This is a genomic window from Streptomyces sp. NPDC059875 (assembly GCF_042731085.1).
In the GTDB taxonomy this organism is placed as follows: domain Bacteria; phylum Actinomycetota; class Actinomycetes; order Streptomycetales; family Streptomycetaceae; genus Streptomyces.
In genome coordinates this window covers 1-24,479 of sequence record NZ_JBHWJZ010000028.1, presented here as the reverse complement: position 1 = coordinate 24,479, position 24,479 = coordinate 1, and the positions used below count along the sequence as shown (strand labels likewise).

Below are 24,479 nucleotides of genomic sequence, written 5' to 3'. Positions count from 1 at the left end.
CGGATCAGCCTTCCTGGAGGGTGGTGAGGCCGTGCTCGATGAAGACGGGGACGAGTTCGCCGATGCGGTCGAAGCCGGCGCCGACGGTCTGGCCGAGGGTGTAGCGGTAGTGGATGCCCTCCAGGATCACGGCGAGCTTGAACCAGGCGAAGGCCGTGTACCAGGAGATGGCGGAGGTGTCGCGGCCCGAGCGGGCGGCGTAGCGCGCGATCAGCTCGGCGGGCGTGGGGTGCCCGGCGGCCGTGGCGGTCGTGCTGACCGGGGAGTGCGGGACGTCGAGCGGCGCGCTGTACATCGCTAGCAGACCGAGGTCGGTCAGCGGGTCGCCGAGGGTGGACATCTCCCAGTCGAGGACCGCCTTGATCCGGTCGTCCTCGCCGATCAGGACGTTGTCCAGGCGGTAGTCGCCGTGCACGACGGTCGGGGCGGGGGACGCCGGCAGCGCGCGGCCGAGCGCGGCGTGCAGCTCGTCGATGCCCGCCAGGTCGCGGTTGCGTGACGCGTCGAGCTGCTTGCCCCAGCGGCGCAGCTGCCGGTCGAGGAAGCCCTCGGGCCGGCCGAAGTCGCCGAGGCCCACCTCCGCCGGGTCCACGGCGTGCAGGTCGACGAGCGTGTCGACCAGTCCGAGGACGGCTTCGCGGGTGCGCTCGGGGCCGAGCGGGGCGAGCTGCTCAGCCGAACGGTACGGGGTGCCGGCGACGAACTCCATGACGTAGAACGGCGCTCCGAGCACGGTGTCGTCCTCGCAGAGCAGCAGGGGCTCGGGGACGGGCACGGCCGTGCCGTGCAGGGCGCTGATCACGCGGTGCTCGCGCTTCATGTCGTGCGCGGTGGCCAGGACGTGACCGAGCGGCGGCCTGCGGACCACCCACTGCCCCGTGCCGTCGGTGACGACGTACGTGAGGTTCGACCGGCCGCCCTCGATCAGCCGGGCGTCGAGCGGGCCGCGCACGAGACCCGGCCGTTCGCGGTCGAGGAATCCGCGCAACTGCTCGGGGTCGAGACCTGGCGGCGGGGCTGAACTCATCGGGCGTACCTCCAGAGGTGGCTGGTCGGCGTTCATGATGACCGACCAGTCGGTATGTCGTCCAGGGTTCGGGGCGGAAAGCGGTGTCGCCGGTCTGGCCGTGGATCCCCTGCGTGAATATGGTTCACATATGAATTCAGGGCATGTGAATCCAGAGCTGTTCGTCGAGGAAGTCCGGCTGACCCCGATCCTGATCTCCGACCCTCCGCTGCTCAATACCCAGGGCGTCCATCAGCCCTACACGCCCCGGCTCGTGGTCGAAGTGGTCACGCGAGGAGGCGTCACCGGCCTCGGGGAGACCTACGGCGATACGAAGTACCTGGAGCTCGCGCGACCGCTGGCCGGCGCGCTGCCCGGCCGATCGGTCACGGACGTGAACGGCCTGTTCTCGCTCGCCGCTCAGGTGTGCGGCGACTCACGGGCTGTCGACGAGCGGGTCGACGCGGGCGGGCTGCGCGGGGTCCAGACCGCGGACAAGCACCGCCTCTCCGTCGTGTCGGCCTTCGAGGTCGCCTGCCTGGACGCCCTCGGCAAGACCCTCGGCCTGCCCGTCCATGCCCTGCTCGGCGGCAAGGTCCGCGACTCCGTCGAGTACAGCGCGTACCTCTTCTACAAGTTCGACGGCACGGACGACTGGGGGGCGGCCCTCGACCCGGCGGGGATCGTCGAGCAGGCCCGCCGCTTCGACCGGCTGTACGGCTTCCGCTCCTTCAAGCTCAAGGGAGGCGTCTTCCCGCCCGAGGAGGAGATCGCCGCGATCCGCGCCCTGGCCGAGGCGTTCCCCGGCCGGCCGCTCCGCCTCGACCCCAACGGCGCCTGGTCCGTGGAGACCTCGCTGATGGTGGCGCGGGAGCTGAAGGACGTCCTGGAGTACCTGGAGGACCCGGCGAACGGCACGGACGCCATGGCCGCGGTCGCCGCCCGTACGGACGTGCCGCTCGCGACGAACATGTGCGTCACCACCTTCGAGGAGGTGCCGGAGGCCTTCGCCCGGGACGCGGTACGGATCGTGCTCTGCGACCACCACTACTGGGGCGGCCTGCACCGCACCCGCGAACTCGCCGCGCTCTGCCGCACGTACGGCGTCGGGCTCTCCATGCACTCCAACACCCACCTCGGCATCAGCCTCGCCGCCATGACGCAGGTCGCCGCGACCCTGCCCCAGCTCGACCACGCCTGCGACACCCACTACCCCTGGCAGACCGAGGACGTCGTCACCACCCGCCCCGCCTTCCGCGACGGCCACCTCGCGGTCTCCGACGCCCCGGGCCTCGGCGTCGAGCTGGATCGCGACAGCCTCGCGGCCCTCCACCGCCGCTGGCTGGACGACGACGGCACCCACCGCGAGCGCGATGACGCGGCGGCGATGCGAAGGCTGCGCCCCTAGGGCCTGTCCGGCGGGTCTGGGGGCGATGACTCAGGGCAGGGTGAGCGGCTGGGTCTTGTCCCCGGGCGCGGGCGCGGGCCTGTCCGGGTGGACCGCGACCAGCCGGGCGTTGCCCTGCGCGTAGGTGCTCTCCCGGCCGAAGAACTGGTAGCCGGACTCGATGAGCTGGAGGATCTCGTGCCCCAGCATCGCCTGGGGGCCGCCCTCGTCGGCCGATTTGCCGCTGTCCCAGAGCGCGCCGTCGCCCAGGTTCTCGATCTCCTGCCAGAAGTTGCCCGGGTTCAGCTGCCCGCCGATCAGCATGCCTTCGATCTGCGGACCGAGGCTGGTGACGATCTTGAACACGGCGCGCTCCTCGATGCCGCCGTCCATGAAGGCGTAATTGACGGGCACGGACCACTTTCCGGTGTTCAGCCGCCGGCCCATCCGCGCGTCGACGGGCAGCCGGTCCCCGACCTGCGGCTTGCCCTGCTGGTACGTGGCCCACGGGCCGGTGTCACCCGTGCGGCCGAGGACGAGCTTGCGCTTCGCGTTGAGCGCTGTCGTCCGGGAGTCCGCCATCGTCTGCGACGACGTGGTGGTCACGTCGGCGCGGATGGCCGTCTCCAGGTCCGTCTCCAAAGTCGCCTTGTCACGCCCCTGGGGTGCGCCTACCAGGTTGTCGAGGTGCGCGATGTTGTCGTTGCGCTCGCTGTACGTCGCGATCCATTTGTAGCCCTGCGGATCATTCTGCTTCTCCTCCCACGTGTCGTAGTGGGTGAGGTATTCGTCGATGAGGGCGCTCGCCTGGGTGACCAGCCTTCCCACCTCGTCGTCGATCTTGGCCGGGTGGTGCATGCGCTGGACGTCGCCGGTCCCGCCGGAGGTCGGCGCGGCCTGCGCGGGCGCCTCCCCGGCGGCGGAGGCGGTCGCCGGGCGGCTCATCACCCGGTGGGCGTTGGCCTCCGCCTCGCGCTCGAACCGGTCCGAGGGATCGCTGACGCGCAGCCCGTCGCCCCGGTCGGTCCCGGCCACCGGCCCCGAGCGTTGCTGGAGGACATGGGTCAGTTCATGGGCGAGGGTGTGCCGGTCGATGCCGGAGGGCCCGGCGACGATGTGGCTGCCGGAGGTGTAGGCCGCGGCGCCGAGTTCGGCGGCGGAGGCCCGGGCGGCGGCGTCGGTGTGGATGCGCACATCGGAGAAGTCGGCCCCGAAGCGCGCCTCCATGTCGGCGCGGCTCCCCTCGTCGAGCGGCCGGCCGCCGCTGCGCAGGACGTCGTGCACGGTGGAGCGCTGCACCGCGGGTTGCTGCACCGTGGGCTGCGACTCCTCCCCGTGACCGCAGTCGGGGCCGTGCCGGTGCTCGTCCTGGGCGGCACCGGCACGGCGCAGCATCTGGACCACGGCGGCGTTCCCGGCCGAGCGCTGGAGGGCGAGCAGGGCCTCGGCGGGCGCCACCGCCCGGGCCGGGGAGGGACGGTCCGCCGAGGCGTCCCGCCGCTTCTGTGCTCGGCTGCTCGCTCGGTCGTACATGGGATTCCTTCCGGCGCCGGTCGTCTGCCCTCCCGGTATACCCGGGAGGGGTGACGCCCCGCCAGGTACGGCGGGGCAGAGTACCCGGCCCCTGGGGACGGGCACGTCGGCCCGAAAGTCCCCCTCGCGTCACCCGCCCGGGACCCCGCGCCCCAGGGGCGGGCTACGCGTGACAGGCCACCATCACGCCGCCGTTCATCGTCGCCATGTCCCCGAAGACCGTCGCCGCGTCCAGCGGCGAGCCCTCCGGAAGTCCGTCCAACTCCGCGTACGCCCGGTGCAGGTTCGCCACCAGGCGCTCGCTCTCCCGCCACGCCCCGAACTCCCCGAGGTCCGCCCGACGCGCCGTCTCCAGCGGCGTCGCGCCCTTCGTGTGGCCCTCGCGCGCCAGTTCGGCGACCCAGCGCAGATAGCGCTCCGTCGCGTCGTACGCCGACGGGTCGGTGACCGGGCCGTGCCCGGGCACCACTGTCGGCGCGTCCAGCCCGCGCAGCACGTCCAGCGCCCGCAGCGAACCCGCCAACGAGCCCATCGGCAGGAACGGCGTCCCGCCGTGGAAGACCAGGTCCCCGGTGAAGACGACACCCTGCTCCGGGAGATGGACGATCGAGTCGCCGGTCGTGTGCGCGGGCCCCGGGTGCACCACACGCACCTCCAGCTCACCCACGTACAGCGTCAGCCGCTCGCTGTACGTGAGCGAGGGCGGCGTCACCTCGATCTCGCCGAAGTCGGTCTGCGGCCACAGCAGATGGAGCTGGCGCCCGGCCGCGAGCTGCTCGGCCCGGCAGTGGTCGTGCCCGACGATCCGCGCTCCCGGCAGGAACACCCCGTTGCCGTACGTGTGGTCGCCGTGGTGGTGCGTCGAGACGATCGTGCGGGGGAGCGGCAGCCCCTCCGCGAGGACCGCCTCGCGCAGCAGCCGCGTCCGCCGCTCGGTCGCGGCCGTGTCCACGAGCAGCGTCTCGCGCGCGTCGCCCACGAACCCCGCGTTGTTCAGACACCAGCCGCCGTCGGGCTGGACGAAGGCGTGCACGTGCGGTGCGAGCGTGACGACGTACGGATCGGTGACGGACAAGGGATTCCCCCCGGACGAGAACGACGGGAACGACGAGAACGACGAGAACGTCGAGAGCCCAACTAGCAGGTGGCAGCCTGCCAGTTGGGCTCGCCCCGCGGAAAGCTCGGCGATCGTCGGATCAGTGTTCGTCCCAGTGGTTGCCGTGCGCCGCGTGCCGGTGCCCCTCGTGCACGTAGTCGAGGTGGTCGCCGTGCTCGACGGCCGTGTGCCCGCAGTCCGGCCCGTGCGTGTGGTCGGGGTGGGTGTGCTGGACGTGGGATGTGGGCTCGCACTCGTCCCAGTGCCCGGCGTGTTCACGGTGCAGGTGCCCATTGTGGGCGTAGTCGACATGGTCCCGGTGTGTCACGGCGGTGTGCCCGCACGACGGCCCGTGGGTGTGCGCGTGGGTGGCGTGCTCTTGGTGGAGAACGGTCATGACATCGCCTCTGTGAGGGTGTGTGGTGACCGTCCCAGGCTAGCCCTGAATGCCCGACTCGTCCTGATTCCACCCCTGTGCGTCGGCGAACGCGTCGCCGTACTCCGCCGACCACCGTCCGAGCGCCTCGATCGGCCCGAGGAGCGTGCGGCCGAGGGCGGTCAACGCGTACTCCACGCGCGGCGGCGACTCGGCGTAGGCGCGCCGCTCGACCAGGGCGTACCCCTCGAGCCGGCGCAGCGTCTCGGTGAGCACCTTCGCGCTGATCCCGCCGATCCCGGCACGCAGCTCACGCGGGCGGCGCGGCCCCTCGGCGAGCGCGTACAGCACCACCGCGTTCCAGGTGTTCGCCAGCAGGTCGAAGCCCAGCCGCGCCCGGCAGTCGGCGAGCAGACGGTCCGTCATCGAAGGTCACGCACCATTCGGTAACCGAGGTCCTCTCTAGCGTCGTCGGTATCGCTCCAGACGACCACAGGAGGCGCACATGCGCATCGGAATTCTCGGCACCGGAGACATGGCCGCGGCGCTCGGCGGCCAGTGGGCCCGGGCCGGCCACGAGCTCCTCGTCGGCGGCCGGACCCCCGCGAGGGCCGAGGCGCTCGCCGAGCGGATCGGCGCCCGCGCGGGCACCCTCCACGAGGCGGCCCGCTTCGGCGACGCGGCCCTGCTCGCCCTCCCGTACGACGCCGTGTCCGACGTACTCGCCGGAGCCGGGGAGCTGCGCGGCCGGGTCCTGATCGACTGCACCAACCCCATCGGCGCCGGACTCGTCCTCACCACGGGCGAAGGCCCCGGCGCGGCCCGCCGCATCGCCGCGGCCACCGGCGCCCGGGTGGTGAAGGCGTTCAACCACGTCACGCCCGCCGTGTGGAGCCGTACGCCGCCCGTCTTCGCGGACGGCCCGCTCACCGTCCCGCTCTGCGGCGACGACGAGGAGGCCCTGGCCCTCGTCGCCGCGTTGGCGAAGGACATGGGCTGCGCCCCGCTGGTCACCGGCCCGCTCGGCCGCGCCGACCTGCTGGAGGCCGCCACCGCCTTCCTCATCGGCCTCTGGCACGCCGGCCAGGACCCGCGCACGATGCTGCCCCCGCCGGCGGCGCTGGGCGGCTGACCCGGGCCCGACCCGCCCCCGATGGGGGAATCCGGCTTGCGGGGCCCGGAGCCCGACGTGATCGTTCGCGGTATGAAGGCGATCAGCTACAGCCGGTACGGCGGACCCGAGGAGCTCGAGTACGGCGAGCGGCCCGACCCGAAGGTCGGCCCCGACGACGTCCTCGTCAAGGTGCGGGCGGCCGCCGTCAACCCGGTCGACCGGAAGGCCCAGGCCGGCTACCTCGACGGGATGATGGACGCCGTCTTCCCGGTCATCCCCGGCTGGGACGTCTCCGGGGTCGTCGTCCAGCCCGGCGTCTCCGTCACCGAGTTCACCGTCGGCGACGAGGTCATGGGGTACGTCCGCGAGGACTTCCTCTCCCGCGGCACCTTCGCGGAGTATGTCGCCGCCCCGGTCCGCACCCTCGCCCGCAAGCCGCGCACCATGGGCTTCGAGGAGTCCGCGGCGCTCCCGCTGGCCGGACTGACCGCGTACCAGGTGCTCCACCAGGCCCTGGCCGTCCGCTCCGGCGAGACCGTCCTGGTGCACGCGGCGGCGGGTGGAGTCGGCTCCATGGCCGTCCAGATCGCCCGTCACCTCGGCTGCCGGGTGATCGGCGCGGCCCGCGAGGCGGGCCAGGACCGGATCAAGGAACTGGGCGCCGAGCCGGTCCGGTACGACGAGCACACCTTCGCCGCGCAGATCCGCGAGCTGGCGCCGGACGGCGTGGACGCGGCCTTCGACACCATCGGCGGCCCGTTCCTCAAGATCACCCCGGATGTGCTGGCACCCGAGGGCCGCCTCGCGTCGATCGCCGACGGCGAGGTCATCGGCCTCGGCGGCCGCTACTTCTGGGTCCGCCCCGACCCCCAGGACCTCGCCGCGCTCGCCGGCCTCGCCGAGGAGGGCGTGCTGTCCGTACGGGTCGCGCGGACCTTCCCGCTGGAACAGGCGGCCGACGCCCAGCGCGCGAACGCCGAGGGCGGGCTGAACGGCAAGGTCGTGGTCACAGTGGACTGGCCCGACTAGCCGACCGCCGCCGACGACGACCGACCGAACGACCCCGACCTGCAGAACAGGGTCCACCCACAACACGACCGCCGACCTACAGCACGACCCCGACCGCAAACGCCGCCAGCGCGACCGTGCACGCCGTCGCGAGCAGCGCGCCCCGGCGCGAGAACGGCCCCGGCCGTGCCGCGTCCAGGGCGTGGATCCGGCGGTGGGCGACGGCCAGGAACCCCACCCACACCAGTGCCGTCAGCGCGGCGCCCGCGACCCCCGCCGCCGTGATCTCGTCACGGATCGCCGACTTCGCGGCGAGCACGGCCACGACCGTGCACGCCAGCGTCGTACGCCGCCACGCGAGCCGCGTCCGCTCCGGCTGCAGCCCGGGATCCCGGGCCGGCGTCACGCCCTGCTTCACCGCCCGGCCCAGCCGAAGACGATGACCACCACCATCGCCAGCGCCACCACGGCCACCGCCAGACTCAGCACCGTCGGGAACCGCGAGACCGGCAGGTCCTCACCGCGCCGCATCGCCCGCTCGCACCGCACCCAGTGGTTCACCGCCCGCAGCGCGCACAGCACGCCCGCGCCGAGCAGCGCAAGCGCGAGCCCGACCCGTACCCCCCAGCGCAGATCCGGCAGGAACTGGTCGACGGCGAAACCGCCGCCGATGAGCGCCAGTGCGGTCCGGATCCAGGCGAGGAAGGTGCGCTCGTTGGCGAGCGAGAACCGGTAGTCCGGAGTCTCGCCCTCGTCCCGGATCCGCTGCGGCGCGAACCACAGCCGCAGACTCTGCACGAAGTCACTCACCCGGGCACCTTAACCGCGGTGCGCGCGCAGTCGTTCGTAGGCGTCCCGCCCGTCCGGGACCCACTCCCACTCCCCGAGCCGCGAGACCAGTTCCTCCTCGGACAGGAAGGCGTGCCAGGCGACCTCCTCCACCTGTGGGTGCACCGGCAGTTCGCAGCGCACCTGGTAGACCGCCGACCACCACTTGCCGGCGACGCCCCCGGAGTCGTAGAGGAAGCGGAACAGCGGCTCGGGGCGCGGCAGACCGGAGACCCCCAGTTCCTCCTCGGCCTCCCGCAGCGCCGCGTCGTCGTACGACTCGCCCGCGCCGACGACCCCGCCCACGAACATGTCGTACAGCGACGGGTAGACCAGCTTCACGGGCGTGCGCCGGTGCACGAAGATCCGGCCCTCGGCGTCCCGTACCTGGATGAACGTGCAGCGATGGATCAGGCCCCGCGCGTACACCTCGGCGCGCGGGGCCTGTCCGATCACCTCGTCGTGCTCGTCGACGACGTCCAGGATCTCTTCGGCGGGGTTCGTCATCCCGCCATGAAATCACCGGCCCGTGACGTGCACCGTCACTGACCCATGACGTACTTCACCGTCGGACCGGTCGTCCAGCCGCCGTCCACGGCCAGCTCCGCGCCCGTCACGTACGAGGCCGCGTCCGAGAGCAGGAAGACGACGGCGCCCGCGATCTCGGGCGCCTCGCCGACCCGTCCCATCGGGGTGTTCGGGTACTTGCCCGCGCCGCGCTCGATGCCGACCGCGGCCGTCATCGGGGTGTACGTCATGCCGGGGTGGACCGAGTTGACGCGGATCCCCGCCGTGCCGAGCTCCACCGCGCCGATCTTCGTCAGCCCGCGCACGCCCCACTTGGAGGCGCCGTAGCCCGCGGTCAGCGCGAGGCCCATCAGTCCGGCCGCCGAGGAGATGTTGACGATCGAGCCGCCGCCGGCCTCCTTCATCGCCGGGATCGCGGCCTTCATGCCGATGAAGACACCGGTCAGGTTGATGTCGAGCACCCTGCGGAAGTTCTCGACGGACTCGGTCTCCAGGAAGGCGCCGGTGGCTATCCCGGCGTTGTTCACGAGACCGTGCAGACCGCCGAACTCGGCGACCGTGTACGCGACGGCCGCGGCCCACTCCTCCTCGGACGTGACGTCGTGGTGGAGGAAGCGAGCCCGCTCGCCCAGCTCGGCCGCCGTCGCCTTGCCCTCGTCGTCCAGTACGTCGGTGATCACGACGTTCGCCCCGGCGGCGACGGCCTGCCGTGCCGCCTCGGCGCCCAGGCCGCGGGCGCCTCCGGTGATGAGGACGGTCTTGCCGGTCAGGTCGTGGAGGCGAGTGGGCTCGTTCATGAAAGGTCCTTTCGGATCGTGGGCGCCGGGGCTTGCAGCAGGGCGGTGGTGGTCTCGACGAGATCGGCGAGGAAGAGCGCCTCGCTCGTGAGCGGTTCGGAGCCGTCGAGGTACTGCCTGGCCCGGTCGGCCAGAGCCGCGCCGACCACGGTGAGCGCCAGATCGAGGCGCTCCAGGAGCAGCGGCTCGGGCAAGGGGTCGGGCAGCGCGGTCAGACAGGCCTCGACCCGCTCGATCAGCCGCCAGTACACGGTGCCGTCGAGCGTGGGATGGGGGGTGCGGGTGCGGACGCCGCTCTCATGGCTGAGCTGGGCGGAGATCCGTAGACAGCGCAGGCCGCGCTCGGTGCGCAGCTCGCTCGCCTCGGCGGTGACCAGGGCGCGGATCAGCGCGCGCGGCTCGTCGGGGGCCGCGGCGAGGAGCGGGTCGAGGACCTTCTCCGTACGGCGCTGGCGGCCGGCCATCACCGCGTCGAGGAGGCCGCCGCGCGAGCCGAAGTGGTACTGCACGGCCGAGGGGTTGCTCTGTCCGGCCAGGGCGACGATGTCGCGGAGCTGGGCGCCGTCGACGCCCTGGGCGGCGAAGACCTCCTCCGCCGCGCGGATCAGCTTGTCCCGGGTCTCGGGCCCCGATGTCCTCGCCATGGATCCACATTAATGCTCGACATTAGAAAACGGGAGGGGTGCGCACGGTCCGAACTGTTGACTCGATACATCGGTGTATCCAAGATTCGGTCCATGTCGTACGACGCTGATGTGATCGTGATCGGAGCCGGCCTCGCCGGGCTCGTCGCCACCGCCGAACTCGTGGACGCGGGCCGGAGCGTGATCCTGCTCGACCAGGAGCCGGAGCAGTCCCTCGGCGGCCAGGCCCACTGGTCCTTCGGCGGCCTCTTCCTGGTGGACTCGCCCGAGCAGCGGCGGATGCGGATCAAGGACAGTCACGAGCTCGCCCTCCAGGACTGGCTCGGCACCGCCGGATTCGACCGCAAGGAGGACCACTGGCCGCGGCGCTGGGCCGAGGCGTACGTCGACTTCGCTGCGGGCGAGAAGCGCAGCTGGCTGCACGCCCGCGGTGTGCGCTTCTTCCCGGTCGTCGGCTGGGCAGAGCGCGGCGGCTACGACGCCAACGGACACGGCAACTCGGTGCCCCGGTTCCACATCACCTGGGGCACGGGACCGGGCATCGTCGCCCCCTTCGAGCAGCGGGTCCGCGAAGGCGTCGCCCGCGGCCTGGTCACGTTCCGCTTCCGCCACCGGGTCACCGGCCTGGGCCGCACGGCGGGCGCCGTGGACACCGTCAGCGGCGAGATCCTCGAGCCCTCCACCGCCGAGCGGGGCACCGCCAGCAGCCGGGAGGCCATCGGCACCTTCGAACTACGGGCCCAGGCCGTGATCGTCACCTCGGGCGGCATCGGGGGCAACCACGACCTCGTCCGCGCGCAGTGGCCGGACCGGCTCGGCACCCCGCCCGCGAAGCTGCTCTCCGGCGTCCCCGCCCACGTCGACGGACTGATGCTCGGCATCACCGAGGCCGCCGGCGCCCACCACATCAACCGCGACCGGATGTGGCATTACACCGAGGGCATCGAGAACTGGAACCCGATCTGGGCCAAGCACGGCATCCGCATCCTGCCCGGCCCGTCCTCGCTCTGGCTGGACGCCCGCGGCCGTCGGCTGCCGGTCCCGCTCTTCCCCGGCTTCGACACCCTCGGCACGCTCGAACACATCATGCGGACCGGGTACGACCACACCTGGTTCGTGCTCGACCAGCGCATCATCGGCAAGGAGTTCGCCCTCTCGGGCTCGGAGCAGAACCCCGACCTCACCGGCAAGTCGATCCGTGACGTCATCGGCCGGGCCCGCGCGGACGTGCCGGGCCCGGTGAAGGCGTTCATGGACCACGGCGTCGACTTCGTCGTGGAGAAGGACCTCTCCGCGCTGGTCCGGGGCATGAACGCGCTGACCGACGAGCCGCTGATCGACGAGGCGGAGCTGCGGCGCGAGATCACCGCCCGGGACCGGGAGATCGCCAACCCCTTCACCAAGGACCTCCAGGTCACGGCGATCCGGGGCGCCCGCAAGTACCTGGGCGACAAGCTGATCCGTACGGCGTCCCCGCACCGCATCCTGGACCCCAAGGCCGGCCCGCTGATCGCCGTACGCCTGAACATCCTCACCCGGAAGTCGCTCGGCGGCCTGGAGACGGATCTCTCCTCGCGGGTGCTCACGGAGGGCGGCGAGGTACTGGAAGGGGTGTACGCGGCGGGCGAGGCGGCCGGCTTCGGCGGCGGAGGCGTCCACGGCTACCGCTCCCTGGAAGGCACCTTCCTGGGCGGCTGCATCTTCTCGGGCCGCGCGGCGGGCCGGGCGGCCGCGCAGGCGGTGAGCTAGGGCCTGTCCGGCGGATCATGGCCGGGGCCGCGGGAGACGGATCCACGCCCCGAAGTGTGGCGCGGCTCACGCGGCAGGCCCTTCGTGGCGCCGAGGGTGTCCAACTCACCATGAGGGGATGGACATCGGCATCGCACTGCCCCAGTACGGAACCCACGCCCGCCCCGAAACGATCGCCGGCTTCGCCCGGGACGCGGAGGAGGCCGGCTTCGACTCCTTCTGGGTGGGCGACCGTTCGCTCACCCCGGTCGCGCCCAGCGACCTGTATCCGGGCCACACACCCGAGAACCCGTACCCCCACCAGTACAAGACGTTCCTCGACCCGCTCACGGTGCTGACCGTCGCCGCCACCGCCACCCACCGGGCCCGGCTCGGCATGTCCACCCTCAACGCCCCCTGGTATCCGCCCCTGTTGCTCGCCCGCAGTCTCACCTCCCTGGACCGGCTGAGCGGCGGTCGGCTCGACGTCGGCTTCGGGATCGGCTGGCTCCGGGACGAGTACACGGCGGTCAACGCGGACTTCGGGCGGCGCGGCGCGCACCTGGACGAGATCCTCGACATCCTCGGCGGCATCTGGACCGAGGAGGAGTTCGGGCACAAGGGCCCGCAGTGGACGATCCCGCGCGCGTACGTCGGACTCCGCCCCTCCCAGCCGGCCGGGCCTCCGGTGTACCTGGGCGGCTTCGGCCCCGCCGCGCTGCGCCGGGTCGGTCGGCGCGCCGCCGGCTGGGTCGGCGCCGTCCTGCCGCCGGAGGCCGCCGCGGGCCTCTGGGCGATCGCCCGCCGCGCCGCAGAGGAGGCCGGGCGGGACCCCGACGCGCTGCGCCGCCGCATCCGGTACAACGCCACCCCCGGCGCCTCGGCCGAGGACATCGCCGCCGTCCTCGCGGGCGTGCGGGACACCGGAGCCGACGCCTGCTTCGTCGACTTCCAGCAGGCGACCCGCGAACCGGAAGAGGCGCTGGAACTGGGCCACCACGTACTGGACCGGGTCCGGAACGCCTGAGCGGCGCCCGGACCCGGTCCCGTACGAGAGGCGAAGCGGTCGCTACAACACCAGCGACAGCAGCAGGACGAACACGATGCCGACGACCGAGATGATCGTCTCCATCACCGACCAGGTCTTGATCGTCTGGCCGACGTTCATCCCGAAGTACTCCTTCACCAGCCAGAAACCGGCGTCGTTGACGTGGCTGAAGAAGAGCGAACCGGCACCGATCGCCAGGACCAGGAGGGCGGTCTCGCTCGTGCCCATGCCCTCCGCGAGCGGGGCCACCAGGCCGGCCGCCGAGATCGTCGCGACGGTCGCCGAGCCGGTCGCGAGCCGGATCGCCACCGCGATCAGCCAGGCGAGCAGCAGGGCCGGTATCGACCAGCTCTTGGAGAAGTCCAGGATCATCTGGCCGACACCCACGTCGATCAGGGTCTGCTTGAAGCCACCGCCCGCGCCGACGATCAGCAGCACGCCCGCGATCGGGGCGAGGGACTTCTCGACGGTCGAGGAGAGCCGCTGCTTGGTGAAGCCGGCCGCGCGGCCCAGGGTGAACATGCCGACGAGCACGGCCGCGAGCAGCGCGATCAGCGGCGAGCCGATGACGTCGGTGACCTTCTGCAGCCCGTTGTCGGGGTTGTCCACGACGATGTCGACCAGCGCCTTGACCAGCATCAGGACGACGGGCAGCAGGACGGTCGCGACGGTGGCGCCGAAGCCGGGGCGCTTCTCCAGGTCCTCCGACGGACGTGCGGGGATCATGTTCTCGGGGACCGGGATGTCCACCCAGCGGGCGGCGTACCGGGAGAACAGCGGACCGGCGATGATCACGGTCGGTATGGCGACCAGGACACCCAGGGCGAGCGTGACGCCGAGGTTGGCGCCCAGCGCGTCGATGGCGACCAGCGGGCCGGGGTGCGGCGGGATCAGTCCGTGCATGACCGACAGACCGGCCAGGGCCGGGACGCCGATCCGCATCAGCGAGTAGTTGCCGCGCTTGGCGACGAGCAGGACCACCGGGATCAGCAGCACGATGCCGACCTCGAAGAAGAGCGGCAGACCGATCACGGAGGCGATCAGGACCATCGCCCAGGGCATCGACCGGCCGCTCGCCTTGGCGAGGATCGTGTCGACGATCTGGTCCGCGCCGCCGGAGTCGGCGAGCAGCTTGCCGAGGATGGCGCCGAGCGCGATCAGCACGCCCACGCCGGCGACGGTCTTGCCGAGGCCGGCGGTGAAGGAGTCGATGGTCGCCGCGAGCGGGGCCCCGGCGAACGCGCCCAGGGCCAGCGACCCGATGGTCAGCGCCAGGAAGGCGTGCAGCTTGAACTTGGTGATGAGCAGGACGATGACGGCGATGCCAGCGAGCACGGCGATGCCGAGCTGGGCGTTGCCGGCCGAGGTGATCGGCTCGACGGCGTCCGCTGCCAGCATCTCGACGCTGAGACTGGTCACGGTGATTCCTTAGGGGACGGGTGGGGGCAGAAGGGGGGAGCGTGCGGTACGGGGATCAGTGGGCGGTCTCGGCGAGCCCGCGCAGCGCGGCGACGGCCCGCGCGGCGATCTCCTCGGGGGAGCCGGAGACGTCGACGGCCACGCCCGCCTCGTCGTCCTGCAGCGGCTGCAGGGTGGCGAACTGCGAATCGAGCAGCGCGGTCGGCATGAAGTGCCCCTTGCGCTCGGTCATCCGCCGCTCGATGAGCGCGCGGTCGCCGGTCAGATGGAGGAAGACGACGCCCGGGGCGGCCGCCCGCAGCCGGTCCCGGTAGATCCGCTTCAGCGCGGAGCTGCTCACCACCCCGCCCCGCCCTTCCCGGCCGTGCGCCCACTGCCCGATCGCGTCGAGCCAGGGACCACGGTCCGAGTCGTCCAGCGGTATGCCGGCCGACATCTTGGCGACGTTCGCCGCCGGGTGGAAGTCGTCGCCCTCGGCGTAGGGGACGCCGAGCGCGTCCGCGACGAGCGGACCGATGGTCGTCTTGCCGGTGCCGGCGACGCCCATCACGACGACGACCCGGGGGATCGTCGGGGAGGTGGTGCTCATGGGTGGTGCCTCGCTGTCTTCTTCGACATCGATTTCGCGATTCCGTCGCGCTCATGAAACCCATTGGGTACGACGTATTCAAGGGGCTGTGACATTAAAGTCATACTTTTTGTTCCCGATCTTGATCGCCCCGTAGGCTGACCCCCATGACGACACCGGGCCAGGGGCTCCATCCACACGTCCTCGCCACCCTGGGTCTCGCGATCACCGCGGGGGAGTACCCGCCCGGCAGCGTGCTGCGCACCGACGAGTTGGCCCAGCGCTTCGACGTCTCCCGCACCGTGGTCCGCGAGGTCGTCCGCGTCCTGGAGTCCATGCACCTGGTCGAATCCCGGCGGCGCGTCGGCGTGATCGTCCTGCCGACGGCGCAGTGGAACGTGTACGACCCCCAGGTCATCCGCTGGCGCCTGGCCGGCGCCGACCGCCCCCGGCAGCTGCGCTCGCTCACCGTGCTGCGCTCCGCGGTCGAGCCGGTCTCGGCCGGACTCGCCGCCGTCCACGCCACGCCCGAGCAGTGCCGGGAGCTGACCGAGCAGGCGCTCGGCATGGTCGCCACCTCGCGCGGCCGGCAGCTGGAGGCGTACCTCGTCCACGACATCGCCTTCCACCGGGTCGTCCTCAACGCCTCCGGCAACGAGATGTTCGCCCGGCTCGGCGACGTGGTCGCCGAGGTGCTCACGGGCCGTACGCACCACCAGGTGATGTTCGAGGACCCCGACCCGGCCGCCGTCACCCTCCACGTCCAGGTCGCCGAGGCCGTACGGGAGCGGGACGCGGCCCGCGCCGAGGAGCTCACCCGCCAGATCGCGGTCGGCGCGCTCAAGGAACTGGACGTTCTCGCGCCGTAAATCCTTCGGATCCCAGGCATTCACCGTAGGGGAACCTCAGAAGTAGCTCAAATATGGGCGAGCAGTGACATTGGCCACTGCTGAATTCCCGTCTTGCCGTGACGATGTGCGCTGGCCGTGAGAGCCGTGGACGACCTCCACGCGCGCGGCCGGGTACCGCACAGACCCTCCCCCTCACGAAGGCGAACAACTCCATGAGTGACCGCACCCTCCCTGCGGCCGACACGCTGTCCGCCACGCCACCGGCGACGGCAACCGGAGCGTCCCCCCACGTCGACGCCGGTGACGCCGGGTACCGCAAGGACCTCAAGTCCCGGCACATCAACATGATCGCCATCGGCGGCGCGATCGGCACCGGCCTCTTCCTCGGCGCCGGTGGCCGCATGGCCAACGCCGGACCGTCCCTCTTCATCGCGTACGCGGTCTGCGGCGTCTTCGCCTTCTTCGTGGTGCGGGCCCTCGGCGAGCTGGTCCTCTACCGCCCCTCCTCCGGCGCCTTCGTCTCCTACGCCCGTGAGTTCATGGGCGAGAAGGGCGCCTACACGGCCGGCTGGCTGTACTTCCTCAACTGGTCGACCACCGCCATCGCCGACATCACCGCGGCCGCGACCTACGCCCACTTCTGGGCCATGTTCAGCGACGTCCCACAGTGGATCCTCGCCCTGATCGCCCTCGCGGTCGTCCTGGCCGCCAACCTCATCTCCGTGAAGTACTTCGGCGAGATGGAGTTCTGGTTCGCGATCATCAAGGTCGGCGCCCTCGTCGCCTTCATGCTGATCGGCATCTTCCTGGTGGTGACCTCGCACGAGGTCGGCGGCCACACGCCGGGCCTGTCCACGATCACGGACAACGGCGGCATCTTCCCCAGCGGTGTCATGCCGATGCTGCTGCTGATCCAGGGTGTCGTCTTCGCGTACGCCTCCGTCGAGCTGTGCGGCGTCGCCGCCGGCGAGACCGAGAACCCCGAGAAGATCATGCCGCGGGCGATCAACTCGATCATGTGGCGCGTGGGCCTCTTCTACGTGGGCTCCGTCGTCCTCCTCGCGCTGCTCCTGCCGTACACCGCGTACTCCGGCGACCAGAGCCCCTTCGTCACCGTCTTCGACAAGCTGGGCATCCCCGGCGCCGCCGGCGTGATGAACCTGGTCGTCCTCACCGCCGCGCTCTCCAGCCTGAACTCGGGTCTCTACTCGACCGGCCGGATCCTGCGCTCCATGTCGCTGTCGGGCTCCGCGCCCAAGTTCACCGGCGTCATGAACAAGGGCGGCGTGCCCTACGGCGGCATCCTGCTGACCGCCGCCTTCGGTGTCCTCGGCGTCGGCCTGAACTACCTCATGCCCGGGGAGGCCTTCGAGCTCGTCCTGAACTTCGCCTCCATCGGCATCATCGGCACCTGGGCCATGATCATGGTCTGCTCGCTGCTGTTCGTGAACCGCTCCAAGGACGGCCGGGTCACCCGCCCCGGCTACCAGCTGCCCTGGGCCCCGTACACCCAGATCGTCACGCTGGTCTTCCTCGGCTCGGTCCTGGTCCTGATGTGGATGGACGGCGGCATCAGCCGCACCACCGTGAACTGCCTCCCGCTGATCGCGCTCGCGCTCGTCGGCGGCTGGTTCCTGGTCCGCAAGCGGGTCCGCGCGACCGCCGCCACGTACAAGGACTGACGTCCGGTCGTACCCCCCACGGGAAGAGACCCCCGCAGGTGCCACCTGCGGGGGTCTCGCCGTTTGTCAGGAGATAGTGGTACCCAAGAGCCTTACAGAGGAAGGGAAGTGCCCGATGGCGCAGCAAGTCCAGGGGGTCATCGCCCCCGGCAGGAACGAGCCCGTACGGGTCGAGACGATCGTCGTCCCCGACCCGGGCCCGGGCGAGGCGGTGGTGAAGATCCAGGCGTGCGGGGTCTGCCACACCGACCTGCACTACAAGCAGGGCGGCATCAACGACGACTTCCCCTTCCTCCTCGGCCACGAGGCGGCGGGCGTCGTCGAGTCGGTCGGCGCGGGCGTCACCGACGTGGCCCCCGGCGACTTCGTCATCCTCAACTGGCGCGCCGTGTGCGGGGCCTGCCGCGCCTGCCTGCGCGGCCGCCCCCAGTACTGCTTCGACACGCACAACGCGAAGCAGAAGATGACGCTGCTCGACGGCAGGGAGCTCTCCCCGGCACTCGGGATCGGCGCCTTCGCCGAGAAGACCCTCGTCGCCGCGGGCCAGTGCACCAAGGTCGACCCGTCCGTCGCCCCCGAGGTCGCCGGGCTCCTCGGCTGCGGAGTGATGGCCGGCATCGGCGCCGCGATCAACACCGGCAACGTCGGCCGGGGGGACACCGTCGCCGTCATCGGCTGCGGCGGCGTCGGCGACGCGGCCGTCGTCGGATCCCGCCTCGCCGGCGCGGCGAAGATCATCGCCGTCGACATCGACGACCGCAAGCTGGAGACCGCGCGGGCGATGGGCGCCACCCACACCGTCAACTCCCGCACCACCGACCCCGTCGAGGCGATCCGCGAGCTCACCGGAGGCTTCGGCGCCGACGTCGTCATCGAGGCCGTCGGCCGCCCGGAGACGTACAAGCAGGCGTTCTACGCCCGCGACCTCGCCGGCACCGTCGTCCTCGTCGGCGTCCCCACCCCCGAGATGAGGCTCGAACTCCCGCTCCTGGACGTCTTCGGCCGCGGCGGCGCGCTCAAGTCCTCCTGGTACGGCGACTGCCTTCCCTCCCGCGACTTCCCCATGCTCATCGACCTGCACCAGCAGGGCCGCATCGACCTCGCCGCCTTCGTCACCGAGACCATCGGCCTCGGCGACATCGAGAAGGCCTTCGCCCGGATGCACGAGGGCGACGTCCTGCGCTCGGTGGTGGTCCTCTGATGACGACCCGTATCGACCACCTGGTCACCTCCGGCACCTTCAGCCTCGACGGCGGCACCTGGGACGTCGACAACAACGTCTGGATCGTGGGTGACGACTCGGAGGCGATCGTCATCGACGCCGCCCACGACGCCCCCGCCATCCTCGCCGCGCTCGACGGCCGCACGCTGCGGGCGATCGTCTGCACCCACGCCCACAACGACCACATCGACGCGGCCCCGGCCCTCGCCGCCGCCACCGGCGCCCGGATCCTGCTCCACCCCGCCGACCAGCCCCTGTGGAAGCAGACCCACCCGGACCACACCCCCGACGGCGAACTCGCCGACGGCCAGACCCTGACCATCGCGGGCACGGACCTCAAGGTCCTGCACACCCCCGGTCACGCCCCCGGAGCCGTCTGCCTCTACGCCCCGGACCTCGGCACGGTCTTCACCGGCGACACCCTCTTCCAGGGCGGCCCCGGCGCGACGGGCCGGTCCTTCTCCGACTTCCCCACGATCGTCGGCTCGATCCGCGACCGGCTGCTGACCCTCCCGCCGGACACGGTCGTCCGCACGGGCCACGGCGACACCACCACCATCGGCGCCGAGGCCCCGCACCTCCAGGAGTGGATCAACCGAGGCCACTGAGCCGCAGCCGGCTCTCGAACCTCCTCGGCGCACCCGAGACCGGGTCGGTGAACTCCAGCGTCCGCGCGAGCAGTTGCAGCGGTCGCGAGAAGTCCTCCGGCCCGTCCTCGCACACCACGGGATAGACCGGATCGTGCAGGATCGGCAGCCCCAGGGCGTTCATGTGCACCCGCAGCTGATGGGTGCGCCCGGTCGCCGGCAGCAGCCGGTACCGCCCGAGCCCGCCCCTGCGCTCCACCAGCTCGATCCGGCTCTCGCTGTTCGGCTCGCCCGGCTCCTCCCGGGCGGCCATCACCCCGCGCTCCTTCACGATCCGGCTCCGCACGGTCACCGGCAGCGTGACCCCGGGGTCGTACGCCGCGACCGCCTCGTACTCCTTGCCGACCAGCCGATCCCGGAACAGCGTCTGGTACGCCCCCCGGTCCTCCGGCCGTACGACGAAGAGCACGAGTCCCGCCGTCAGCCGGTCCAGCCGGTGCGCCGGCTGCAGTCGCTCGACCCCCAGCTCCCGCCGCAGCCGCGCGAGCGCCGTCTCGGTGACGTGCCGCCCACGGGGCATCGTCGCCAGGAAGTGCGGCTTGTCGACGACCACGATCCGCTCGTCCCGGTACACGACCCCGATCTCGAACGGCACCCGCTCCTCCGCGGGAAAGTCCCGGTGAAACCACAGATGCACCCCGGCGACGTACGTCTCCCGTCCGGTGAACGCCCCGTCCACCCCCACGAACCGCCCGCCCGCGAGCATCTCCTCGACCCGCCCGACCCCGATGGCCCCACCGAACCGCGCCACGAGATGCTCCCGCACCGTCGCCCACGCGCCGCCGGGATCCTCCGGCAGCCGTACGCGTACGGGATCGATACCGTCGCGCTGGGGGAGCGGGGCCGCCGGAGCCTTCGTTCTGCGTCTCACCGCACCACGGTAACCACACCCTCTCCGCGTCCCCTACGCCTGCTGCCGAGCACCGCCTTCGCACGAAGTACGGAGAGCGAGCCTCTTTCACGCCACGTAGCGACCCCGGGGCGCGGGAAAGAGCACCTCGGGCCGTGACCGAGCGGGAACTGAGGGAGTACGCCGGAAACGGCGAAGTGCCCGTCGAGTTGAACTCGACGGGCACTTCGTGTGGTGTCCGAGGGGGGACTTGAACCCCCACGCCCGATAAAGGGCACTAGCACCTCAAGCTAGCGCGTCTGCCATTCCGCCACCCGGACAAGGTGTCTATCTTTCCGGCCGCTCGGCCGTTCCGACGTGGAAAACCATAGCAAACATTCGGAGTGGCCGATCACCACCCCCCTTCCGGCCGGAAGCGGGTGACAGTCACATGTCGGCCGGTGGCCGCCCTTGGGTCCGGGGCCTTCGGCGCGGGAGGATGGGGGCGACCACCAGCAAGCACGTGGGGCACGTAGTGGGAGGAAGCAGCGTGAGCGAGTCGAACACGGCCCGGAGCGTCACCGGCGAGGACGAGGTCGTCGACCTCTGTCGCGACCTCATCCGCATCGACACCAGCAACTACGGCGACCACTCCGGCCCCGGCGAGCGGGCGGCGGCGGAGTACGTCGCCGAGAAGCTCGCGGAGGTCGGACTCGAGCCGAAGATCATCGAGTCGCACAAGGGGCGGGCCTCCACCGTCGCCCGTATCGAGGGGGAGGACCCCTCCCGGCCGGCCCTGCTCATCCACGGCCACACCGACGTCGTGCCGGCCAACGCCGAGGACTGGACCCACCACCCGTTCTCCGGCGAGGTCGCCGACGGCTGTGTCTGGGGCCGGGGCGCGGTCGACATGAAGGACATGGACGCCATGACCCTCGCGGTCGTACGGGACCGGATGCGCAGTGGCCGCAAGCCCCCGCGCGACATCGTGCTGGCCTTCCTCGCCGACGAGGAGGCGGGCGGCACCTACGGCGCCCGGCACCTGGTCGACCACCACCGGGACCTCTTCGACGGGGTGACGGAGGCGATCGGCGAGGTCGGCGGCTTCTCCTTCACCGTCAACGAGAACCTGCGGCTCTACCTGGTCGAGACGGCCCAGAAGGGCATGCACTGGATGCGGCTGACCGTCGAGGGCACGGCCGGCCACGGGTCGATGACCAACAACGACAACGCGATCACCGAGCTCTGCGAGGCCGTCGGCCGCCTCGGGCGCCACACGTGGCCGGTCCGGGTCACCAAGACCGTACGGTCCTTCCTGGACGAGCTCTCGGACGCCCTCGGCACCCCGCTCGACCCGGAGGACATGGAGGCCACGCTCGCCAAGCTCGGCGGCATCGCCAAGATGGTCGGCGCCACGCTGCGCAACTCCGCCGCCCCGACGATGCTCGGCGCCGGGTACAAGGTCAACGTCATCCCGGGCCAGGCCACGGCGCACGTCGACGGACGGTTCCTGCCCGGTTACGAGGAGGAGTTCCTGGCCGACCTCGACCGGATCCTCGGGCCGCGGGTCAAGCGCGAGGACGTGCACGGGGACAAGGCCCTGGAGACCAGCTTCGACGGCGACCTCGTCGACGCGATGCAGCTGGCCCTCAAGGCGGAGGACCCGATTGCCCGGGCCGTGCCGTACATGCTCTCCGGCGGCACCGACGCCAAGTCCTTCGACGACCTCGGCATCCGCTGCTTCGGTTTCGCCCCGCTCCAGCTGCCGCCGGAGCTGGACTTCGCCGGGATGTTCCACGGCGTGGACGAGCGGGTGCCGGTGGACGGACTGAAGTTCGGCGTCCGCGTCCTCGACCGGTTCATCGACGCCTCCTGAGCGCCTTGCCCGTGTCACAGCCTTTCCGGAATTCGTCCGCGCGTACGTATGTGACCGGAAAGAGTGAATGCGCTCATAGGCTCGTAGCCCCATAACTTCCCCCTCGTTACAGGTGATGCGGTCCGCGGCTGGGACCGCATTTGCCAACAAGGAGGAATAATGATCAAGAAGGTCGTCGCTGCTGCGGCTGCCACCGGCGGTCTCGTTCTCGCGGGTGCGGGCATGGCCGTTGCCGACTCGGGTGCCCAGGGTGCCGCCATCGGCTCCCCCGGCGTGCTCTCGGGCAATGTCGTCCAGGTGCCGGTTCACGTCCCCGTGAACGTGTGCGGCAACACGATCTCCGTGATCGGGCTGCTGAACCCCGCCTTCGGCAACACCTGCGTCAACGCCTGACGTTGTGCCTCGACCCGTGAGGGTCTGAGCCAGGCCGGCCCCGGAGTGCGTGCCATGCACTCCGGGGCCGGTGGGCATTTCGGCCCCGGGCGTGGTGCCCGGTGGCCCTCTTCTGAAGCCAGAAGGCAGAAGCCGAGAAGGCAGGGAACAAGCTATGCGACAGGTCACGCGCAAGGGCCTGATCACCGTTGCGGCCGCGGGCGGCGTACTCGCCCTCGGTGGTGGTTATGCGAACGCCGATTCGGGTGCGAACGGCACGGCCTCGAATTCCCCGGGCGTCGCGTCCGGGAATTCCGTCCAGGTTCCGGTGCACGCGCCGGTCAACGTCTGCGGAAACACCGTCAACGTCATCGGGTTGCTCAACCCGGCGTTCGGTAACAAGTGTGCGAACGTCTCCAAGCCGGGCGGCAGCGGCTCCTCGGCCGGAGGCGGCACCAGCAACTCCCCGGGCGTCGGCTCCGGCAACAACGTCCAGGTGCCCGTCGACGTCCCCGTGAACGCCTGCGGGAACAGCGTCTCGGTCATCGGCGCCATCAACCCGGCGTTCGGCAACGACTGCGCCAACGGCGTCGAGCCGACCCACCCGGGCAACCCCGGCGAGCCGGGGAACCCCGGAAACCCGGGCAATCCCGGTAATCCTGGCAACCCCGGGAACCCCGGCAACCCGGGCACGCCCGGCAACCCCGGGACTCCTGGCAACCCTGGGACTCCCGGCAACCCCGGTGACTCGGGCGAGCCCGGCACGCCGACCGGGCCGAACACGCCTGGTACGCACATGATCACGCAGCCCAAGGGGGCCGAGGAGCTCGCTGAGACCGGCTCCGGTCCGCTCGGGGTGATCGTCCCCGCGGGTGCGGGCCTGCTGCTCGCCGGCTCGGTCCTGTACCGCCGCGCCCGCCGCTCCGCCTAGGACGGCTGCGCAACGCACAGGGGCCCCGCACGGCGGGGCCCCTTCTCATGTCACCAGGTGGCGCGGACCTGACGGATGATGCGCCGGCGCAGCCGCACCCTGCGGCTGCCGTCCCGGTGCAGGCTCAGTCGGTCCAACTCCCAGTGCCCGTACTCGGCATGGTCGGTCAGGAGCCGCGTCGCCTCCTTGCGGGAGACGCCGCGCGGCACGTACACGTCGACAAATTCGTATTCCGGCATCGCATCTATTGTGCGGGCACGGGCCCGGTACGGATAGCGTGCGTCCCATGTCTGATGCTGCGCAGCCCACCGCTGCCGAGGTACGTGCCGCCGCCGAGGCGGTCAAAGCCGCACTGGACCGTCACCTCGAGGCGGTCGAGCGCCGCTCGGGGGACGACGACCCGGCCGTCTACGAAGCCTTCAACGCCCTCGCCGCGGCGGCCGAGGCCTACGACGAGCGGCTCTACGACCGGTACGACGAGGTCACCCCCTTCGAGATCCCCGGCGCCGACGACTCGCTGCCGCCGTACGCCGGTCCCGAGGAGCCGCACGCCCTCAGCGTGCTGATCCGTCGCGACTACGCGGTGGTGGAGCCGAAGCGGCTGCTCGCCCAGGCGCAGCGCATCGCCGATCTGGAGAGCGACGAGGAGGGCGCGGACGCGGCTCCCGTCGTGGGGGCCAGCACGCACGCGGCGCTCGGGGTGCTCTTCGGCGAGTACGAACCGGACGAAATCGCCTCGCGTCACAAGGAGTTCGGACTGGAGGAGGGTGACTCCACCCTCTGGGTCTCGGCCGCGGAGGAACTGCCGGATCCGGGGGAGTGGCTGAACGCCCCCTTCGAGCAGGCCGATCCCGAGCGGATCGTCTGTCGTTTCGACGTCAGCGCGGTCTTCGACGACGAACTGGACGACGGCCTGGAGCAGCAGGACGCCTGAGCAGGACGCCTGAGGAGTACGACGGAGGGCGGGACACCGTGTGGGTGTCCCGCTG

At 71.3% G+C, this 24,479-nt stretch carries 27 protein-coding genes and 1 tRNA gene; 13 read left to right on the top strand and 15 right to left on the bottom strand.

What is annotated here, in order from left to right:
- Positions 1-4 precede the first annotated feature (4 nt).
- Complete coding sequence (locus tag ACFV9D_RS28985; protein WP_385152449.1) at positions 5-1,027, bottom strand: phosphotransferase family protein; 1,023 nt, start codon at positions 1,025-1,027, stop codon at positions 5-7.
- A gap of 130 nt (positions 1,028-1,157) precedes the next feature.
- On the opposite strand from ACFV9D_RS28985, the gene ACFV9D_RS28980 reads away from it, so the two are divergent.
- Entirely contained in the window at positions 1,158-2,414 is a 1,257-nt protein-coding gene (locus tag ACFV9D_RS28980; protein WP_385152446.1) for a glucarate dehydratase family protein, read from the top strand.
- Between the two features lie 30 nt (positions 2,415-2,444).
- Here ACFV9D_RS28980 and ACFV9D_RS28975 read toward each other — a convergent pair whose 3' ends face one another.
- From ACFV9D_RS28975 to ACFV9D_RS28960, 4 genes are all read right to left on the bottom strand, one after another.
- On the bottom strand, positions 2,445-3,926 hold the full coding sequence (locus tag ACFV9D_RS28975) for a DUF4157 domain-containing protein (protein WP_385152443.1): 1,482 nt from the start codon (positions 3,924-3,926) through the stop codon (positions 2,445-2,447).
- A 163-nt stretch (positions 3,927-4,089) separates the two neighbouring features.
- Positions 4,090-5,001, bottom strand: a complete 912-nt coding sequence (locus ACFV9D_RS28970) for an MBL fold metallo-hydrolase (RefSeq protein ID WP_385152440.1) — start codon at positions 4,999-5,001, stop codon at positions 4,090-4,092.
- A gap of 121 nt (positions 5,002-5,122) precedes the next feature.
- Positions 5,123-5,419 carry a hypothetical protein gene (locus ACFV9D_RS28965; RefSeq protein WP_385152437.1) on the bottom strand — a complete coding sequence of 99 codons (297 nt, stop codon included), beginning with the start codon at positions 5,417-5,419 and terminating at the stop codon, positions 5,123-5,125.
- A 39-nt stretch (positions 5,420-5,458) separates the two neighbouring features.
- Positions 5,459-5,824 carry a winged helix-turn-helix transcriptional regulator gene (locus ACFV9D_RS28960; protein ID WP_385152434.1) on the bottom strand — a complete coding sequence of 122 codons (366 nt, stop codon included), beginning with the start codon at positions 5,822-5,824 and terminating at the stop codon, positions 5,459-5,461.
- 79 nt (positions 5,825-5,903) lie between these two features.
- Between ACFV9D_RS28960 and ACFV9D_RS28955 the strand changes: the two genes are divergently transcribed.
- Entirely contained in the window at positions 5,904-6,530 is a 627-nt protein-coding gene (locus ACFV9D_RS28955; RefSeq protein ID WP_385152431.1) for an NADPH-dependent F420 reductase, read from the top strand.
- Positions 6,531-6,602: 72 nt separating this feature from the next.
- Positions 6,603-7,541, top strand: coding sequence for an NADP-dependent oxidoreductase (locus tag ACFV9D_RS28950; protein WP_385152428.1), 939 nt, complete (start codon positions 6,603-6,605; stop codon positions 7,539-7,541).
- A gap of 76 nt (positions 7,542-7,617) precedes the next feature.
- On the opposite strand, the gene ACFV9D_RS28945 is transcribed toward ACFV9D_RS28950, so the two are convergent.
- Genes ACFV9D_RS28945 through ACFV9D_RS28925 form a run of 5 tightly spaced genes read right to left on the bottom strand, consistent with a single transcriptional unit; the run spans position 7,618 to position 10,317 of the window.
- Positions 7,618-7,926 carry a DUF202 domain-containing protein gene (locus tag ACFV9D_RS28945; protein WP_385152426.1) on the bottom strand — a complete coding sequence of 103 codons (309 nt, stop codon included), beginning with the start codon at positions 7,924-7,926 and terminating at the stop codon, positions 7,618-7,620.
- Positions 7,927-7,934: 8 nt separating this feature from the next.
- Positions 7,935-8,330, bottom strand: a complete 396-nt coding sequence (locus ACFV9D_RS28940; RefSeq protein ID WP_385152423.1) for a YidH family protein — start codon at positions 8,328-8,330, stop codon at positions 7,935-7,937.
- Between the two features lie 9 nt (positions 8,331-8,339).
- The gene (locus tag ACFV9D_RS28935; RefSeq protein ID WP_385152421.1) at positions 8,340-8,855 is read right to left on the bottom strand and encodes an NUDIX hydrolase; all 516 of its coding nucleotides are present in this window, start codon (positions 8,853-8,855) and stop codon (positions 8,340-8,342) included.
- 35 nt (positions 8,856-8,890) lie between these two features.
- Positions 8,891-9,673, bottom strand: coding sequence for a glucose 1-dehydrogenase (locus ACFV9D_RS28930; protein ID WP_385152418.1), 783 nt, complete (start codon positions 9,671-9,673; stop codon positions 8,891-8,893).
- A complete protein-coding gene (locus ACFV9D_RS28925; protein ID WP_385152415.1) occupies positions 9,670-10,317 on the bottom strand; it encodes a TetR/AcrR family transcriptional regulator in 648 nt (215 codons plus the stop codon). Before ACFV9D_RS28925 ends, ACFV9D_RS28930 begins: the two co-directional genes overlap by 4 nt.
- A gap of 93 nt (positions 10,318-10,410) precedes the next feature.
- On the opposite strand from ACFV9D_RS28925, the gene ACFV9D_RS28920 reads away from it, so the two are divergent.
- Entirely contained in the window at positions 10,411-12,066 is a 1,656-nt protein-coding gene (locus tag ACFV9D_RS28920; RefSeq protein WP_385152412.1) for an FAD-binding dehydrogenase, read from the top strand.
- Positions 12,067-12,184: 118 nt separating this feature from the next.
- Positions 12,185-13,072, top strand: coding sequence for a TIGR03619 family F420-dependent LLM class oxidoreductase (locus ACFV9D_RS28915; RefSeq protein WP_385152409.1), 888 nt, complete (start codon positions 12,185-12,187; stop codon positions 13,070-13,072).
- Positions 13,073-13,114: 42 nt separating this feature from the next.
- Here the strand turns inward: ACFV9D_RS28915 and ACFV9D_RS28910 are convergent, their stop codons facing one another.
- Together ACFV9D_RS28910 and ACFV9D_RS28905 are read right to left on the bottom strand one after the other, a co-directional pair.
- Entirely contained in the window at positions 13,115-14,512 is a 1,398-nt protein-coding gene (locus tag ACFV9D_RS28910; protein ID WP_385152406.1) for a GntP family permease, read from the bottom strand.
- Between the two features lie 55 nt (positions 14,513-14,567).
- Positions 14,568-15,101, bottom strand: a complete 534-nt coding sequence (locus tag ACFV9D_RS28905) for a gluconokinase (protein ID WP_385152404.1) — start codon at positions 15,099-15,101, stop codon at positions 14,568-14,570.
- A gap of 146 nt (positions 15,102-15,247) precedes the next feature.
- On the opposite strand from ACFV9D_RS28905, the gene ACFV9D_RS28900 reads away from it, so the two are divergent.
- From ACFV9D_RS28900 to ACFV9D_RS28885, 4 genes are all read left to right on the top strand, one after another.
- Positions 15,248-15,949 (top strand): FadR/GntR family transcriptional regulator, encoded by a 702-nt coding sequence (locus tag ACFV9D_RS28900; RefSeq protein WP_385152401.1) that lies wholly within the window; start codon positions 15,248-15,250, stop codon positions 15,947-15,949.
- 194 nt (positions 15,950-16,143) lie between these two features.
- On the top strand, positions 16,144-17,613 hold the full coding sequence (locus tag ACFV9D_RS28895; RefSeq protein WP_385152398.1) for an amino acid permease: 1,470 nt from the start codon (positions 16,144-16,146) through the stop codon (positions 17,611-17,613).
- Positions 17,614-17,728: 115 nt separating this feature from the next.
- A complete protein-coding gene (locus tag ACFV9D_RS28890; RefSeq protein ID WP_385152395.1) occupies positions 17,729-18,814 on the top strand; it encodes an S-(hydroxymethyl)mycothiol dehydrogenase in 1,086 nt (361 codons plus the stop codon).
- Positions 18,814-19,443, top strand: a complete 630-nt coding sequence (locus ACFV9D_RS28885; RefSeq protein ID WP_385152392.1) for an MBL fold metallo-hydrolase — start codon at positions 18,814-18,816, stop codon at positions 19,441-19,443. The genes ACFV9D_RS28890 and ACFV9D_RS28885 overlap by 1 nt, the downstream gene beginning before the upstream one ends.
- Here the strand turns inward: ACFV9D_RS28885 and ACFV9D_RS28880 are convergent.
- Positions 19,427-20,353 carry an RluA family pseudouridine synthase gene (locus ACFV9D_RS28880; protein ID WP_385152389.1) on the bottom strand — a complete coding sequence of 309 codons (927 nt, stop codon included), beginning with the start codon at positions 20,351-20,353 and terminating at the stop codon, positions 19,427-19,429. The genes ACFV9D_RS28885 and ACFV9D_RS28880 overlap by 17 nt on opposite strands.
- 211 nt (positions 20,354-20,564) lie before the next feature.
- Positions 20,565-20,652: transfer RNA gene (locus tag ACFV9D_RS28875), tRNA-Leu, on the bottom strand.
- Positions 20,653-20,861: 209 nt separating this feature from the next.
- Between ACFV9D_RS28875 and ACFV9D_RS28870 the strand changes: the two genes are divergently transcribed.
- The 3 genes from ACFV9D_RS28870 to ACFV9D_RS28860 all read left to right on the top strand — a co-directional run bounded on the left by ACFV9D_RS28870 (position 20,862) and on the right by ACFV9D_RS28860 (position 23,490).
- Entirely contained in the window at positions 20,862-22,187 is a 1,326-nt protein-coding gene (locus ACFV9D_RS28870) for a M20/M25/M40 family metallo-hydrolase (RefSeq protein WP_385152386.1), read from the top strand.
- Positions 22,188-22,346: 159 nt separating this feature from the next.
- On the top strand, positions 22,347-22,580 hold the full coding sequence (chpH, locus tag ACFV9D_RS28865) for a chaplin ChpH (protein ID WP_385152383.1): 234 nt from the start codon (positions 22,347-22,349) through the stop codon (positions 22,578-22,580).
- A 154-nt stretch (positions 22,581-22,734) separates the two neighbouring features.
- Positions 22,735-23,490: a chaplin gene (locus ACFV9D_RS28860; RefSeq protein WP_385152380.1), complete on the top strand. Its 756-nt coding sequence runs from the start codon at positions 22,735-22,737 to the stop codon at positions 23,488-23,490.
- 50 nt (positions 23,491-23,540) lie between these two features.
- Here ACFV9D_RS28860 and ACFV9D_RS28855 read toward each other — a convergent pair whose 3' ends face one another.
- Positions 23,541-23,729 (bottom strand): DUF5703 family protein, encoded by a 189-nt coding sequence (locus ACFV9D_RS28855; RefSeq protein WP_005319466.1) that lies wholly within the window; start codon positions 23,727-23,729, stop codon positions 23,541-23,543.
- A gap of 47 nt (positions 23,730-23,776) precedes the next feature.
- Between ACFV9D_RS28855 and ACFV9D_RS28850 the strand changes: the two genes are divergently transcribed.
- Positions 23,777-24,424 carry a hypothetical protein gene (locus ACFV9D_RS28850; protein ID WP_385152377.1) on the top strand — a complete coding sequence of 216 codons (648 nt, stop codon included), beginning with the start codon at positions 23,777-23,779 and terminating at the stop codon, positions 24,422-24,424.
- Positions 24,425-24,479 lie beyond the last annotated feature (55 nt).